This window comes from Streptomyces kronopolitis (genome assembly GCF_050953795.1).
GTDB classification, from domain to species: domain Bacteria; phylum Actinomycetota; class Actinomycetes; order Streptomycetales; family Streptomycetaceae; genus Streptomyces; species Streptomyces kronopolitis_A.
In genome coordinates this window covers 2,264,232-2,279,651 of the sequence record NZ_CP191850.1, presented here as the reverse complement: position 1 = coordinate 2,279,651, position 15,420 = coordinate 2,264,232, and the positions used below count along the sequence as shown (strand labels likewise).

15 protein-coding genes and 1 riboswitch are annotated in these 15,420 nt (G+C 73.3%); of the genes, 8 read left to right on the top strand and 7 right to left on the bottom strand.

Annotated features, from left to right (window positions below):
* The first annotated feature begins 105 nt into the window (after positions 1–105).
* Positions 106–1,455 (top strand): class II 3-deoxy-7-phosphoheptulonate synthase, encoded by a 1,350-nt coding sequence (locus ACQP17_RS09960; protein ID WP_433855931.1) that lies wholly within the window; start codon positions 106–108, stop codon positions 1,453–1,455.
* A gap of 174 nt (positions 1,456–1,629) precedes the next feature.
* A complete protein-coding gene (locus tag ACQP17_RS09955) occupies positions 1,630–1,884 on the top strand; it encodes a (2Fe-2S)-binding protein (RefSeq protein WP_388415584.1) in 255 nt (84 codons plus the stop codon).
* Positions 1,885–1,958: 74 nt separating this feature from the next.
* Here ACQP17_RS09955 and bfr read toward each other — a convergent pair whose 3' ends face one another.
* The gene (bfr, locus tag ACQP17_RS09950) at positions 1,959–2,435 is read right to left on the bottom strand and encodes a bacterioferritin (protein WP_433855930.1); all 477 of its coding nucleotides are present in this window, start codon (positions 2,433–2,435) and stop codon (positions 1,959–1,961) included.
* A gap of 148 nt (positions 2,436–2,583) precedes the next feature.
* Here bfr and ACQP17_RS09945 point away from each other — a divergent pair, with 148 nt between their 5' ends.
* Positions 2,584–3,216 (top strand): sulfite oxidase-like oxidoreductase, encoded by a 633-nt coding sequence (locus tag ACQP17_RS09945; RefSeq protein WP_433855929.1) that lies wholly within the window; start codon positions 2,584–2,586, stop codon positions 3,214–3,216.
* Positions 3,217–3,240: 24 nt separating this feature from the next.
* On the opposite strand, the gene ACQP17_RS09940 is transcribed toward ACQP17_RS09945, so the two are convergent.
* The 5 genes from ACQP17_RS09940 to thiO all read right to left on the bottom strand — a co-directional run bounded on the left by ACQP17_RS09940 (position 3,241) and on the right by thiO (position 8,594).
* The gene (locus ACQP17_RS09940) at positions 3,241–4,134 is read right to left on the bottom strand and encodes a deoxyribonuclease IV (protein WP_433855928.1); all 894 of its coding nucleotides are present in this window, start codon (positions 4,132–4,134) and stop codon (positions 3,241–3,243) included.
* Between the two features lie 60 nt (positions 4,135–4,194).
* On the bottom strand, positions 4,195–6,156 hold the full coding sequence (gene pknB, locus ACQP17_RS09935; RefSeq protein WP_433855927.1) for a Stk1 family PASTA domain-containing Ser/Thr kinase: 1,962 nt from the start codon (positions 6,154–6,156) through the stop codon (positions 4,195–4,197).
* Between the two features lie 123 nt (positions 6,157–6,279).
* The gene (locus ACQP17_RS09930; protein ID WP_433855926.1) at positions 6,280–7,116 is read right to left on the bottom strand and encodes a thiazole synthase; all 837 of its coding nucleotides are present in this window, start codon (positions 7,114–7,116) and stop codon (positions 6,280–6,282) included.
* 9 nt (positions 7,117–7,125) lie between these two features.
* Positions 7,126–7,341 carry a sulfur carrier protein ThiS gene (gene thiS, locus ACQP17_RS09925; protein WP_433855925.1) on the bottom strand — a complete coding sequence of 72 codons (216 nt, stop codon included), beginning with the start codon at positions 7,339–7,341 and terminating at the stop codon, positions 7,126–7,128.
* A complete protein-coding gene (gene thiO / locus ACQP17_RS09920) occupies positions 7,338–8,594 on the bottom strand; it encodes a glycine oxidase ThiO (protein WP_433855924.1) in 1,257 nt (418 codons plus the stop codon). The genes thiS and thiO overlap by 4 nt, the downstream gene beginning before the upstream one ends.
* A riboswitch (TPP riboswitch) is annotated at positions 8,592–8,704 on the bottom strand. It overlaps the preceding gene by 3 nt.
* A gap of 156 nt (positions 8,705–8,860) precedes the next feature.
* Here thiO and ACQP17_RS09915 point away from each other — a divergent pair.
* The 5 genes from ACQP17_RS09915 (at position 8,861) to ACQP17_RS09895 (ending at position 13,788) form a co-directional block, all read left to right on the top strand.
* A complete protein-coding gene (locus ACQP17_RS09915; protein WP_433855923.1) occupies positions 8,861–10,102 on the top strand; it encodes an NAD(P)/FAD-dependent oxidoreductase in 1,242 nt (413 codons plus the stop codon).
* A gap of 135 nt (positions 10,103–10,237) precedes the next feature.
* A complete protein-coding gene (locus tag ACQP17_RS09910; protein ID WP_364876876.1) occupies positions 10,238–10,603 on the top strand; it encodes an Rv2175c family DNA-binding protein in 366 nt (121 codons plus the stop codon).
* 120 nt (positions 10,604–10,723) lie between these two features.
* Entirely contained in the window at positions 10,724–11,374 is a 651-nt protein-coding gene (gene thiE, locus ACQP17_RS09905; RefSeq protein WP_433855922.1) for a thiamine phosphate synthase, read from the top strand.
* Positions 11,375–11,667: 293 nt separating this feature from the next.
* Positions 11,668–12,585: a methylenetetrahydrofolate reductase [NAD(P)H] gene (gene metF / locus ACQP17_RS09900; RefSeq protein ID WP_189098315.1), complete on the top strand. Its 918-nt coding sequence runs from the start codon at positions 11,668–11,670 to the stop codon at positions 12,583–12,585.
* Between the two features lie 36 nt (positions 12,586–12,621).
* Positions 12,622–13,788, top strand: a complete 1,167-nt coding sequence (locus ACQP17_RS09895) for a hypothetical protein (protein WP_433855921.1) — start codon at positions 12,622–12,624, stop codon at positions 13,786–13,788.
* Positions 13,789–13,906: 118 nt separating this feature from the next.
* Here the strand turns inward: ACQP17_RS09895 and ACQP17_RS09890 are convergent, their stop codons facing one another.
* Positions 13,907–15,397 (bottom strand): phytoene desaturase family protein, encoded by a 1,491-nt coding sequence (locus ACQP17_RS09890; protein WP_433855920.1) that lies wholly within the window; start codon positions 15,395–15,397, stop codon positions 13,907–13,909.
* Positions 15,398–15,420 lie beyond the last annotated feature (23 nt).

The window sequence follows — 15,420 nt, the reverse complement described above, 5'->3', positions numbered from 1 at the left end:
CTCACCCTACCGGACGCCCCGCGGCCCCCGCCGGGCGTGAGCCGTCGCGTCTCACACTCCGGGCGGCGTACGGGGCGCCGGGCGGGACCCCGTAATGTTGGCTTTGTGACCGTGAACGCTGAAACCCACGCCGGTGGCCACACCTGGCGAGACCTGCCCGCGGCGCAGCAGCCTGACTGGCCGGACCAAGAGGCTCTGCGCGATGTGATCGCGGAGCTCGAGTCCTATCCGCCGCTCGTCTTCGCGGGCGAGTGCGACCAGCTGCGCGAGCGCCTGGCGGCAGTCGCCCGTGGGGAGGCGTTCCTGCTGCAGGGCGGCGACTGCGCGGAGGCCTTCGACGCCGTCTCCGCCGAGCACATCCGCAACAAGCTCAAGACGCTCCTGCAGATGGGCGCCGTCCTGACCTACGCCGGGTCCGTCCCGGTGGTCAAGGTCGGCCGGATCGCCGGCCAGTACAGCAAGCCGCGCTCCAAGCCCACCGAGACCCGCGACGGGGTGACGCTGCCGACCTACCGCGGCGACTCCGTCAACGGCTTCGAGTTCACCGAGGCGGCCCGGATCCCGGACCCCGAGCGGCTCAAGCGGATGTACCACGCCTCCGCGGCGACCCTGAACCTCGTGCGCGCCTTCACCACCGGCGGCTACGCCGACCTGCGCCAGGTGCACGCCTGGAACCAGGACTTCGTGAAGTCCTCGCCCTCCGGACAGCGCTACGAGGCGCTGGCCCGCGAGATCGACCGCGCGATGAACTTCATGAACGCCTGCGGGGTGGACCCGGAGGAGTTCCGCACCGTCGAGTTCTACGCCTCGCACGAGGCGCTGGTCCTCGACTACGAGTCGGCGCTGACCAGGGTCGACTCCCGCACCGGCCGGCTCTACGACGTCTCCGGGCACATGCTCTGGATCGGCGAGCGCACCCGTCAGCTCGACGGCGCGCACGTCGAGTTCGCCGCGCGGGTGCGCAACCCCATCGGCGTCAAGCTCGGCCCGACGACGACGCCCGAGGACGCGCTGACGCTGATCGAGCGGCTCGACCCGGAGCGCGAGCCGGGCCGGCTGACCTTCATCACCCGCATGGGAGCGGACAAGGTCCGCGACAAGCTCCCGGAGCTGGTCGAGAAGGTCACCGCCTCCGGTGCCCAGGTCGCCTGGATCTGCGACCCGATGCACGGCAACACCTTCGAGGCGGCCTCCGGGCACAAGACCCGGCGTTTCGACGACGTGCTGGACGAGGTCAAGGGCTTCTTCGAGGTCCACAAGAGCCTCGGCACCCACCCCGGCGGCATCCACGTCGAGCTGACCGGTGACGACGTCACCGAGTGCGTGGGCGGCGGCGACGAGATCTTCGTCGACGACCTCCACCAGCGCTACGAGACCGCCTGCGACCCGCGGCTCAACCGCAGCCAGTCGCTCGACCTGGCGTTCCTGGTGGCGGAGATGTACCGCGACCAGTGAGCCGGTGGGCTGCTGACCTGCACTGACGGTCAGGGACAACACAATGGTGGGGCGCGGATCCTGTGATCCGCGCCCCACCGCGTTGTGCAGCCCCTGCCGGGCCAGGTAAGGTAAGGGTAACCTCACTCAAGATCAGCCGGATCGATGAGGTTCCCTTACGGAGGTGACCCCCGCGTGTACGTCTGCTCTTGCTTCGGCATCACCGAGCAGCAGGTCCGCGATCACGCGGACACCGGTGCCTGCACGCCCCGTCAGATCGCCTCCGCCTGCAAGGCCGGCACCGACTGCGGCAACTGCGTACGCCGCATCCAGGCCCTGCTGGGCCGGGGTGACTGCCCCCGCCGGGAACTCATCGACAGCGGCGCGCCCGAGCCGCTGGGCGCGGTGGCGGCCGCAGTGGAGCCCGCGGCGCTCTCGGAGGCCGCCTAGCCCGTGCGGCCGGCCTGGGGATGAGGGGGATCATCCCCTGCCCTCCCGGCGGCCGCGCGCACCGGCCCGCTCGCTCAGCTCGGCTGCTCGATGAGCTGGGCGAGGTAGAGCGCTTCCCCGAGCTTCTCGACCAGTTCCAGCTGGGTGTCGAGATAGTCGATGTGATGCTCCTCGTCCGCGAGGATGGCCTCGAAGATATTCGCCGAGGTGATGTCGCCCTTGGTGCGCATCAGCTCGATTCCGCGCTTGAGCCGGTCGATCGCCTCGACCTCGACCTGCCGGTCGGCCTGGAACATCTCGGTGACGGTCTGGCCGACCCGCACATGGAAGAGCCGCTGGTAATTCGGCAGACCCTCCAGGAAGAGAATCCGGTCCGTCAGGATCTCCGCGTGCTTCATCTCGTCGAAGGACTCGGAGCGGGTGTACGCCGCGAGCTTGGTCCAGCCGAAGTTCTCCTGCATCTTGGCGTGCAGGAAGTACTGATTGATCGCGGTCAGCTCGGCGGTCAGCTGCTCGTTGAGGAATTCGATGACCTCGGGGTCGCCCTGCATGGCTGCGGGCTCCTTCCACGCGAGAACTGGGCAGGTGCCGCGCATCCTCGCACCGCCCGGAGCGGGGCGTCCAGTAAGTGCACGCTTAGTGCGAGTTGCCCCAATCCCTCCGATCCCTGGTCATCGGCACCCCCGTCGGTCTGACACCATGGAGGGCATGGGTCAGCCGGAAAGCCGCGAAGGGGAACATCCCCAGCTGCCTCCGGGGCAGCGGCTGCAGCGGGGCTGGCCGGTGACGCATTACGGGCCGGTCCCCAAGTTCCGCCCCGAACGCTGGGAGTTCCGGGCGTTCGGAGCGACCGCCGACGGTGCCAAGCACTGCTGGTCACACGAGGAATTCATGGCGCTGCCCTACACCACGGTCGTCGCCGATATGCACTGCGTGACGAAATTCAGCATGCTGGGAGCCGAATGGGGCGGGGTGCACACCAAGACCATTCTTGATCTTGCGCCGCCGGCGCCCGATGTCACCCATGTGATGGTGTGGGCCGAGTACGGCTTCAGCTCGAATCTGCGGATCGAGGATTTCGCCGCGGAGAACTGCCTCTTCGCCACCCACCGCTCGGGAGAACTCCTCACCGCCGAGCACGGCTTCCCGGTCCGCCTGATCGTGCCGCACCTTTACGCCTGGAAAGGCCCCAAGTGGGTCCGCGGTATCGAATACATGCGGGCCGACCGCCGCGGCTTCTGGGAGGAGCGCGGCTACCACAACCTGGGTGACCCCTGGCAGGAGCAGCGCTACTCGTACCAGGAAGAGCCCGGGGACGGCCCCGAGCTCTGATCCCGTCCGCGGCCGGGCGCCGGGTCAGCGCCCGCGCAGCTCCTTGAGGCGGGCCACGTCCGCCGCGTGCCCCTCCTTGCCGCCGGGCGTCTCCACGACCAGCGGGACCCCGGCCGTCGCGGGATGGCCGAACAGCTCCCCGAAGGGCTCCGCGCCGATGTGCCCCGCGCCGATGTTCTCGTGCCTGTCCTTGTGGGCGCCGGCCACGTCCTTGGAGTCATTGGCGTGGATCAGCTTCAGCCGGCCCTCGCCGGTGACCTCCACCAGCTCGTCCAGCAGCGCCTTCGTCCCGCCCGGCGCCGCCATGTCGTGCCCGGCCGCGAACGCGTGGCAGGTATCGAGGCAGACCCCCAGCCGGGGATGCCGGTCCAGCGCGTCGAAGTAGGGGCCGAGGTCCTCGGCCAGCGCGCACAGCGAGGCGCCCTGCCCGGCCGTCGGCTCCAGCAGCAGCCAGGGGTCGTCCGGCTCCGTCAGCTCGTCGAGCAACGGCCGCATCCGCTCCCTGACCTGCGCCATCGCCACGTCCCGCGGGCGGCCGCCGGTCGCCGAACCGGTGTGCACGACCACGCCGAGTGCCCCGATCTCCCGGGCGCGGCGCAGCGAGTGGCGCAGTGAGGTCACGGACCGCTCGACCGTGGCCTCGGTGTGCGACCCGAAGTTGATCAGATACGGCGCATGGACGTAGACGGGAAGGCGCTCCTCGGCGCAGGCCGCCCGGAACGCCTCGTCCTGCCGCGGGTCGCCGGGCGTCGTCGCCCAGCCGCGCGGATTGGCCACGAAGACCTGGACGACCTCGTCGCCCATCTCCCGGGCGTAGGGAAGGCCGGTCTTCGCCAGACCGCCGGCCACCGGGACATGGCCGCCGACCGGATTGCGTGCACGGGCGCGCAGCGCGGCGCCCTGGGGGGAATCACTCACCCCCTCAGAGTGCCAGGTGCCCGGCGGCGGCCGTCCCCCGGACGGCCGCCGAGCCGCTCCCTACAGCCCGCCCTTGAGCTCGATGGTGATCGTGCCGCCCTTCGGCGCCGTCTTCCCGGGCTCGACGGACTGGGTGTCGACCGTGTCCTTCGGGAAGAAGAACGGCTTCTTCACCTCGACCTGGAAGCCCAGATCCGTCAGCTGCTTCTTGGCGTCGTCGACGTTCTTGCCGGTCACATCGGGGACCGGGACCATCTCCGGGCCCTTGGACAGCGTCAGGGTGACCGTGTCGCCCTTGCCGCCCGTGCTGCCCTCGGCCGGGTTCTGCCGGGCGACGGTGCCCTTGTCCTGGGTGGAGAAGACCGGCTCGTCGGCGAAGCGCACCTGGAAGCCGGCCGCGCGCAGGGTGTCAGCGGCGTCCGCGCGCTCGCTGCCGAGCACCCCCGGCACGGCGACCTCGGCGCCCCGGCTGACGGTCAGCCCCACCGCGGTGTCGGGCCGCCGCCGGCTGCCCGCGACCGGGTCCGTGCGGATCACCGAGCCCTTGGCGACCTCGTCGTTGAAGGCGCGGTTCACGGTGCCCGGGACCAGCCCCAGGTCGCGCAGCTTCCGCTTGGCGTCGGCGAGCGGGGTGCCGGACAGGTCGGGGACGCCGACGTGGTCCGGGCCCCGGGAGACGGTCAGGGTCACCGTGCCGGTGCCGCGGATCTGCTTGCCGGTCGCCGGATCGGTCTTCATGACGTGACCGCGGTCGACGTTCGCGCTGAAGCCGCGCACCACCTTCACGCCCAGGCCCTCGTCCCGCAGTGCCTTCTCGGCCTTGGCCTGCGGCATGTCCAGCACCGCGGGCACGGCGGTGAACTGGCCGTAGTTGATGTACCAGACGCCCGCGCCCAGCCCCAGGGCCAGCAGCACGGCCGCGACCACGGTCAGCAGGCCCCGCCGGCGCCGCGGCACCCCGCGGCCGCCCGGCGCGGCGGGCTCGTCCGGCATCGGCCGCAGCCGGGTGGTCCGCTCCTCCGGCGGCACCTCCAGCCGGCTGGTGCGGTCCAGCCCGGCCTCGCCGGCCCCCGCCACCGTGCCGTCGGGCCGGGGTATCACGTCCGTGCGCTCCGCGCCGTCGCCGCCCGCGGGCACCTCCTTGGCCTGCGGCGGCACCACGTCCAGCTGGGCCTCGGTCAGCTGCGCGCGGGCCTCCTGCGCGCAGAACAGCAGCGCCACCGCGTCCTGCGGGCGGTGCTGCGGATCACGGGCACAGGCCAGCGCGACCAGCTCGTCCAGCTGCGGCGCCAGCCCGGGCACCAGCCCGGACGGCGGCAGGACGTCCTCGTGCAGATGCTGGTAGAGGATCTGCGCCACCGAGCCGCCGGTGTGCGGCTTGGTGCCGGTCAGCATCTCGTAGAGCACCACACCGCAGGCGTAGACGTCGACCCGGGCGTCCGCGGTGCCGTGCTCCATCTGCTCGGGCGCGAGATAGGAGACGGTCCCCAGGACGGAGCCGGTCGAGGCGGTGGTGTGGGTGTCGACCGCGCGCACCAGTCCGAAGTCGGCGACCTTGACCCGGCCGTCGTCGCCGATCAGGACGTTCTCCGGCTTCATGTCGCGGTGCACCAGCCCGGCGCGGTGCGCGGCGCCCAGCGCCGCCAGGATCGGCTCCAGGATGTCCAGCGCGGCCCGCGGCTGGAGGGCGCCCCGCTCGCGCAGCACGTCGCGCAGCGTGCAGCCGGCGACGTACTCCATCGCCAGATAGACGTAGGTGCCGTCCGTGCCCTGGTCGAAGACGCCCACCACATTGGGGTGCGACAGCCGCGCGACCGACTTCGCCTCGCGGATGAAGCGGTCCACGAACGCCCCGTCCGTGGCCAGGGTGGGGTGCATCACCTTCAGCGCGAGGACGCGGTCCAGCCGGGTGTCGATCGCCTGGTAGACCGTGGCCATGCCACCGGCGGCGATGCGCGCCTGGACGCGGTAGCGGCCGTCGAGCAGCTGGCCCACGAGCGGGTCCTGAAGGGTCGTATCCACGGCAGACGAGTCTACGAGCAACATCCGCGAGCTCGAACTCGGCGCCCGCCGCGCGCCCGGACTGCAGCCGAACGGTGACAGGAAGAGGGCCGGTGGGAGCGCCGGACGCCCGGGGCGGGCCGCTCAGAACGCCGGGCGCTCCGGATCCAGCTCCGCCCGGCCCTCGGTGGGCGAGGACGCCAGCGCGAAGTGGCGGCGCGGGATCCGGCCCGCGCGGTGCGCCAGCCGCCCCGCCTCGACCGCGTGCCGCATCGCGTGCGCCATCAGCTCCGGCTCCTGCGCCCGGGTCACCGCGGACGCCAGCATCACCGCCGCACAGCCCAGCTCCATGGCCAGCGCGGCGTCCGAGGCGGTGCCCGCGCCGGCGTCCAGGATCACCGGGACCCCGGCCCGCTCGGTGATCAGCTGGAAGTTGTGCGGGTTGCGGATGCCCAGCCCGGAGCCGATCGGCGAGCCCAGCGGCATGATCGCGGCGCAGCCCGCCTCCTCCAGCCGCCGGGCCAGCACCGGATCGTCGTTCGTGAACGGCAGCACCGTGAAACCGTCGTCCACCAGGGTCTCGGCGGCGTCGAGCAGCTCCACCGGGTCGGGCAGCAGGGTGCGCTCGTCGGCGACCACCTCCAGCTTGACCCAGTCGGTGCCGAGCGCCTCCCGGGCGAGCCGGGCGGTGAGCACCGCCTCGCCCGCGGTGAAGCAGCCAGCGGTGTTCGGCAGCACCCGGATCCCGTGTCGCTCCAGTACGGACAGCACCGAGCCGTGCACGGCCGGATCCAGCCGCCGCATGGCCACCGTCGTCAGCTCCGTGCCCGACGCGAGCAGCACCCGCTCCATGACGTCGAGGCTGGGCGCGCCGCCGGTGCCCATGATCAACCGGGAGCCGAAGGTGACGCCGCCGAGGGTGAACGGGTCGGCGGCGGGCGCCACGGGAGCCGTGTCCCCGGGGGAAGTGAGGTCGGACATGTCTGCGGATCAGCCTCCCTGGACCGCGGTGAGCACCTCGACGCGGTCGCCGTCGCCGAGCGGGGTGGTGGGCCACTGGGTGCGCGGCACCACGAGGTCGTTGACCGCCGCGGCGACCCCGGCGGACGCCGCGGTCAGCGTCGCGACCAGCCGGTCGAGGGTGAGCCCGCCGGCGATCTCACGGGGTTCGCCGTTGACGGACACGGACACGGTGGGGGCGCTCATACGGACTGCTCCTGGAGGGCACGGGTACGCGCGGGCCGCGGGACGCCGGGGGCGAAGCGCGACGGGGAGAAGGGGCGGGCGACCTCCGGCAGGCTCCCGGTGGCCAGCGACTCGGCCATCGCGTCACCGGTGACCGGGGTCAGCAGCACCCCGTTGCGGAAGTGACCGCAGGCCAGCTGCAGACCGGGCAGCTCGCTCGGCCCGAGCAGCGGGGCGTTGTCGGGGGAGCCGGGACGCAGCCCGGCGCAGGTCTCGACGAGCGGCAGTTCGGTGATGCCCGGAACCAGCTCGTGGGCGTCGCGCAGCAGCTCGTAGACGCCGCCCGCGGTCACCGTGGTGTCCCAGCCCAGTTCCTCGCTGGTGGCGCCCACCACCAGCTCACCGCTCGCCCGCGGCACCAGATAGAGCGGCCCGCCGCGCACGACGGCCCGTACGGTGCGCGACAGGAACGGCGGGCTGCCGGCCGGCAGATCCGCCGGATCCGGCATCCGCAGCCGCAGCACCTGGCCCTTGACCGGCCGCACCGGCGGCAGCACCCCGGCGGGCACCCCGTCCAGCCGGCCGCTCTCGCTGCCCGCGGCCAGTACGACCTGACCGGCTGCCAGCCGGGTCCCGTCGGCGAGTTCGGCGCCGGTGGCCCGCCCGCCCCCGACCGTCAGCCGGGCGGCGCGGCCGCGGTGGAAGACCACACCGGCCCGCTCGCAGGCGACCAGCAGGGCGCTCGCCAGCCGGCGCGGATCGACCTGGTGGTCGCCGTCCACCCGCAGCCCGCCGCGCACCCCGGGAGCCAGCATCGGCTCCAGCCGGCGGCACTCGCGCCCGGTCAGCCACTGCGAGTCCAGCCCCGAGCGGGTCTGCAGGGCGTGCAGCTCGCGCAGGTGCGCCCGGTCGTCGGCGTCCAGCGCGACGGCCAGGGTGCCGCACCGCCGGTAGCCGATCCGCATCCCGGCGGTCTCCTCCAGCTCCCGGACGAACCCGGGGTAGCGCCGCGCCGAGTCCAGATTGAGCCCCAGCAGGGTCTGCTCGCCGTAGTGGAGCTCGGTGACCGCGGCGAGCATGCCGGCCGCGACCCGGGCCGCGCCGCCCCCGGGCGCGGGATCGGCCACCGCGACCCGCATTCCGCGGGCGGCGGCCCGCCAGGCGGTCACCAGGCCGATGATGCCGCCGCCGAGCACGAGGACGTCAAGGCGCGCGGCGGACGGCCGCGACGGCGCCGCCGCGGGTGTGGCGGATGGTGTGGCTGTTGATGGCATGGGCTTCCAGCCCCTCCCTTCGCCGGCATGACCCGGATCAGGTACGGACGGTCGGAGGCCGGCCAGCCTCCCTCTCAGCCCGGTGCGTCCGGGCTCCCGCGAGTGCGTGTATCCGTCACCCTAATACGGGGCCGCGACGCGCCGTAAGGCGCCGCCCCCGGTGCGCCGGTCGGCCCGCCTACCCCATCGGGCGGCTGTGACGCTGTGTCAGAGATCTCCTTGCGCGCTGCTGCGGGCGGCCGCATCCCCCGTCCTAGAGTGATCGGGTGAGCGAGCAGAGCACGTCCTCCCAGGCCCCTGACCGCACGCCGCGCGTCGTGATCGCCGGCGCGGGAATCGCGGGGGTGCAGACCGCGGTCGCCCTGCGCGAACAGGGCTGGCGCGGCGCCATCACGCTCCTCGGCGACGAGCCCCACCAGCCCTACGACCGCCCGCCGCTGTCCAAGGCGGTGCTGCTGGGCAAGGCCGAGGGCTCCGCCTTCGACGTCGACTTCGCCGCGCTCGGCATCGACCTCCACCTCGACCGCCCGGTCCTCGCGCTGTCGCCGCGGGAACGCCGGGTCGAGACGGCCGACGGCCCGGTCCCCTACGACTACGCGGTCCTGGCGACCGGTGCCGCCCCCGTCATGCTGCCCGGCAGCGAGGGGCTGCCCGGCGTCCATCTGCTGCGCACCCTCGACGACGCCGAGCGGCTGCGCCCGGTGCTCGCCGCCCAGCACGAGATCGTGGTCGTCGGCGCCGGCTGGATCGGCGCCGAGTTCGCGACCGCCGCCCGGGAGGCCGGCTGCGCGGTCACCGTCGTCGAGGCCGCCGACCGCCCGCTGGCCGGCGCGCTGCCGCCCGAGGTCGCCGGCCACATGACCGGCTGGTACGCGGACGCCGGCGCCGAGCTGCGCACCGGCGCCCGGGTCGCGTCCGTCGCGCCGGGCGCGGTCACCCTCCAGGACGGCACGACACTGCCCGCCGACGCCGTCGTGGTCGGGATCGGCGCCCGCCCCGCGACCGGCTGGCTGGCCGGCTCGGGCGTCGAGGTGTCACCGCAGGACGGCTCCGTGCTGGCCGACAGCCGGCTGCGCACCTCCGTGCCCGATGTCTACGCGGTCGGCGACTGCGCCTCCTTCCCGTCGGCCCGCTACGGCAGCCGGCTGCTGATCCACCACTGGGACAACGCCCTCCAGGGCCCCCGCACGGTCGCCGAGAACATCGTCCGCGGCGGCACCGAAGGCCTGGTCTACGACCCGGTCCCGTACTTCTGGTCGGAGCAGTTCGGCCGCTTCGTGCAGTACGCGGGCCACCACGTCGACGCCGACGAACTGGTCTGGCGCGGTGACCCGACCGGGGCCGCCTGGTCGGTGATCTGGCTGCGCGAGGGCCGCCTGGTGGCGCTGCTGGCCGTGGGGCGCCCGCGCGATCTGGCCCAGGGGCGCAAGCTCATCGAGCGGGGCGTCGCCCTGGACCGCGAGCGGGCCGCGAACGCCTCGGTACCGCTGAAATCCGCGGCGCTGTAGCAGGACGCCCCCGACGGTCGCAGCCGGTCGCAGCCGGTCGCCGACGGCAGCCGGCCGTCACCCTCCGGTGTGCAGCAGGCCCCCGACGGCGACGCCCGGCTTCCGGCTGTCAGTGCGAGGTGGCACGCTTGTCCTGTGACCGAGATTGACGCAAACATCGATGGACTCGTCCCCGCCTGGCTCACCCTCCCCGACATCGCCGAACAGTTCGGCGTCGAGGTGACGCGCGTCCGGCAGCTGGTCAAGGAGGGCCAGCTGATCGCGGTGCGCCGAGGCGAGAACCGGGCACTGCACGTGCCCGCCGATTTCATCAAGGACGACAAGGTGGTCAAGGGCCTCGTCGGCACCCTCACCCTGCTCAAGGACGACGGCTTCACCGACGAGGAGATGCTGGAGTGGCTGTTCACCCCGGATGAGACCCTGCCCGGCACGCCCGCCCAGGCGCTGCGTGAGAATCGCGGCACGGAGGTGAAGCGCCGGGCCCAGGCGCTCGCCGTCTGACGCACCCGCCGCGGCGCGCGCTCGTCCCGCGGCCGCACCAGCATCCGTAAACCACATCCGCGGGGTGTACGGACCGGAAGGACCGGCCCGTACACCCCCGACCCGGGGGGACGCCGCCCGATGACCACCGCACGACAGGCCCTCGCCGACGCCCGGCTCTACCTCTGCACGGACGCCCGCACCCGCCAGGGCGACCTCCCGCAGTTCCTGGACGCGGTGCTCTCCTCCGGCGTGGACATCGTCCAGCTGCGGGACAAGGGCATGGAGGCCGGCGAGGAGCTCCGGCATCTGGAGGTCTTCGCGGACGCCTGCCGCCGGCACGGCACGCTGCTCGCGGTCAACGACCGGGCGGACGTCGCCCATGCCGCCGGCAGCGCGGTGCTCCATCTCGGCCAGGGCGATCTGCCGGTCCCGGCCGCCCGCGCCCTCCTGGGCCCCGAGGTCCTGATCGGCCGCTCCACCCACGCCGAGGCCGAGGTCGACGCGGCGCTCGACGAGCCCGGCGTGGACTACTTCTGCACGGGCCCCTGCTGGCCCACCCCCACCAAGCCGGGCCGGCACGCCCCTGGCCTCGACCTGGTCCGCTACGCCGCGTCCCGCGCCCCCGAGCGCCCGTGGTTCGCGATCGGCGGGATCGACGCCGGAAACCTCGACGAGGTGTTGACGGCGGGCGCCCGCCGAATCGTGGTGGTCCGCGCGCTCACGGAGGCGGACGACCCGGGAGCGGCGGCCGCGGACCTCGCCAAGCGCATCCGTACCCGGGACGCCTAGCCAGGCGGTGCCGTTCGCGACGTCCCGTCGGCCGGGCCGCTCGCGGAGCACCCCGATCCGCGCGGCCGGCACCCGTCCCGCACCCCCGCGGCCGGTGACTTCCGTCACCACGGAAGCCCGACGGCCACGGTCCCCGCGGGCCTCCTGCGCGACGCGGAGGGTGCCGCGCCGGCGGAAGTCTTTCCGACATCCCGGCGACCGGAAAATGTCCAACCAGTGGACACGAACCGCGCCAACCAGGCATAACGACGATCACGGTTGGTGTGGGCCCGGCCGGTGGATAACCTGCCGGTATGGCCCTAGGTACAGCTTCCACCAGGACTGATCGCGCACGGACGGTGCGCGACCTGCTTGCCTCCGGTAAGCAGTCATATTCGTTCGAGTTCGCCGCCCCCAAGACGGAGAAGGGCGAGCGGACCCTGTGGAACGCCATTCGCCGCATCGAAGCCGTCTCGCCGACTTTCGTCTCGGTGACGTACGGCGCCGGCGGCACCTCCCGTGACGGCACGGTGCGCGCCACCGAGCGCATCGCCACCGACACCACCCTGACCCCGGTCGCCCACCTGACCGCGGTCAACCACTCCACCGCGGACCTGCGCAACATCATCGGCCAGTACGCCGATGCCGGGATCCGCAACATGCTCGCGCTGCGCGGGGACCCGCCCGGCGACCCGATGGGCGAGTGGGTCAAGCACCCCGACGGTGTCACCTACGCCGCCGATCTGGTCCGGCTCATCAAGGAGTCCGGCGACTTCTGCGTGGGCGTCGCCGCGTTCCCCGAGATGCATCCGCGCTCGGCGGACTGGGACTCGGACGTGGCGCACTTCGTCGACAAGTGCCGGGCCGGGGCGGACTTCGCCATCACCCAGATGTTCTTCTATCCCGAGGACTATTTCCGGCTGCGGGACCGGGTGACGGCCGCGGGTTGCTCCACGCCGATCATTCCGGAGATCATGCCGGTGACGAACGTGCGCCAGATCGAGCGGTTCGCTCAGCTCAGCAACGCGGCCTTCCCGCCCGAGCTGGCCGAGCGCATCCTCGCCGTCAAGGACGACCCGGCGGCGGTACGCTCCATTGGGATCGAGTACGCGACGGAACTGTGCGCTCGTCTGATGGCCGAGGATGTTCCCGGGTTGCACTTCATTACCCTGAACCACTCCACGGCGACCCTGGAAATCTACGAGAATCTGGGACTGCACCAGCAGTCCTGATCACGGTGGCCGGCGAGCGGCGGAAGAGGGGCGTATATGGGCTGGACGGTCCTCTACATCGCGTTCGGCCTGGTCGCCCTCTGGCTGCTGGGTGAGGTCCTGCTCCAGAACAAGGCGCGGCTGCGCTGGCGGTTGCTCGCCTTCGCCGGCTTCCTCGCCGTGGTCGTCGGTGTGGTCATCCCGTCGGTGCTCGTGATCGGGGCGGGCCTGGGCGCGTTCGCCGTCGGGCAGACCAATGTGACGCTCTCCTTCCGCCGCGGCTTCACCACCGGCTGGGCGCTGCGCGGCAAGGACGGCAAGCCCGGCATGCCCGGAAAGCAGGGCAAGCCCGCGGAGGGCGGCCGGCGCCGCCGGGCCCGCGCGTCCGGCCCGGCGCCCGCCGAACCGACCCTGGAGGTCTCCGGCCTGGAGGCGGTACAGCCCACCGGCCCCGACGGACGCGGCCCCGACACCGCGGCCGTCAACGCGCTGGAGGACACCTTCGAGAGCACCGGCGGCTTCCAGAGCCAGGACATCTACGCCGCCCAGGGCTCCTACGCCGGGAAGGACGCCTACGCCTACGACGACGCCGACGTCTTCCGCGGCCAGGAGCCCTACCAGGGCGGCCAGCCGGACCAAAGCGCCTACGAGACCCAGCCGTTCGCCGTCCAGGACGTCTATGCGCAGGCCGACGCCACCGCCGTCTACGCCCCGCAGCCGATGCCCGACGAGACCGGCCAGTACGGCGTGTACAGCCCCGACGCCCGCGCCCAGCAGCCCGATTACACCGCCTACGGCGGCTACGACCCCTATGGCGCCGCCGCCGGGAACGCTCCGGGCGACCCCAACGGCTATGCCTACGACACCGGTTACGGACAGAGCGGTGCCGGCCAGAACACCTGGGCCGACCCCTACGCGGCCTACGGCGACCCCCTGGGCCAGCAGGCGCCCTACTCCGACCCGTACATCGGCACCCAGCAGTACGCCGCGCCCTACGACCCCTACGGGCAGCCGGACCCCTACGCCCAGTCGCCCTACGCGCAGCAGGCCGCCCCGCAGTACGACGCCCAGGGACAGCCGCTGGGCCCGTACCCGGGCCAGGGCTACGGCGAGACCCCGCCCGGCGGCGTCTGGGTCCCCCAGCAGCGCGACAGCGAACTCCCGCCCGAGCAGCAGTACCCGCCCTACCAGCAGGGCTACGACGGGCAGCAGTACCGCTACTGAGCGGGCGGGGCGGGAGCGCGTGAGAGGGCGCTGACGGGGGCTCCCGGCAGTGGACGGCCCCGGTGACCGGAGGCGGCAGCGGACCCCGCTCTCACCCGGGCCGCCGACCGCACGGCCGTCAGGTGGAGCCGTGCCAGTCGTCGCCGTTCACGATCAGGCCCGCGACGATCGCGCCGGACATCCCGGCATGCGCGAGCCCGCCGCCCGGATGCGACCAGCCCCCGACCGCGTAGAGCCCCGGTATCCGGGTGCGGTTGCCGGGCCGCAGAAAGCGGCCTTCCCGGCCGGCCAGCGCCGGGCCCGCCACCAGCGTGTCGTCCGTCGGCGGCAGCACCTCCCGCCACAGCACCCGCTCCCGCAGCCCCGGCACCGCGGCCTCGGCGACCCCGGTCATCCGCTCCGCCACGGCCGCCCCGTCCAGCTCGTGCGGAGCGACCGTCGCGGTCAGCGTCACCGCCTCATGGGCGTCGTCCGGCCGCGTGGTGGGGTCGTCCGGGCGCAGCACCGTCACCGTCGGCCGCTCACAGGGGGGCCGCGGCCCGGGGCCGTCGCCGAACACGCCCGCCAACTCCGCCGCCCGGTCCGCGGCATGGACCACCGTGCGGTGCGCGGCGCCCTCGGGGCGCGCCCCGCGCACCGCCAGACAGACCGTCAACCGCCCGGCGGCCCGCTCCCGCGGCACGGGGCGCACCTCATCGGCGCCCCACGGCTCGCGGCCCCCGCAGAGCCCCGCGAGCCGCCCCGGGTCGATGCCCGCGAGCACGAACTCCGCCTCGGCCACCCGGCCGTCGGCCAGCTCGACGCCTGCCACCCGGCCGTCCTTCTCCACGATCCCGGTGACCTCGGCGCCGAAGCCGAACTCCACCTTGCGCGCCAGACAGCGGGCGTACACCGCGTCGGCCAGCGCGCGCAGGCCGCCGCGCGGATACCAGCTGCCGAAGGTCTGCTCCATGTACGGCAGCACCGCGGCGCTCGCCGGGGCGCTGCGCGGGTCGAAGCCGTAGGCCAGCGCATGGCTCTCCAGCAGCGCGACCAGCCGCGGGTCGGCCAGCTCGCGGCGGGCCACCTCGGCGAGGGTCGCCGTCGTGGGGCCCTTGCCCCGGCCGAACAGGCCGCGCCGGCGCACCGCCGGATACGGATCGCGCCCCAGCACCCGCCAGTCCTGCCACAGCGGCTCCTCCAGGAGCGGACGGCGGGTGGCGTCCCAGGCCTCGCGGGCGCGGCCCACCAGGGCGCTCCAGCGCTCCCCGGCGCCCGCGCCCAGCGCCTCGTCCAGGGCCGCCAGCACGCCGGCCCGCGAGGCGTTCGGCAGCGACACGGCCGTGCCGTCGGCGAAGACATGGCGTCCGGCGGGGTCGACCTGGGACAGCTCGACGCAGCTCTCCAGCGACTCCTTGCCGGTCTTGAGGAACAGATCCCGGTAGACGGCCGGCAGATGCAGCAGACCGGGCCCGGTGTCGAAGGTGAAGCCGTCCCGCTCCAGCCGTCGCACCGCACCGCCGTGCGTCGCGCCGCGTTCGAACACCGCCACCCGGTGGCCCGCGACGGCCAGCCGGGCAGCGGCCGCCATCGCGCCCATCCCGGCGCCGATCACCGCAATCCGTGCCATGCCTGCGACTTTATCCGCAGCCA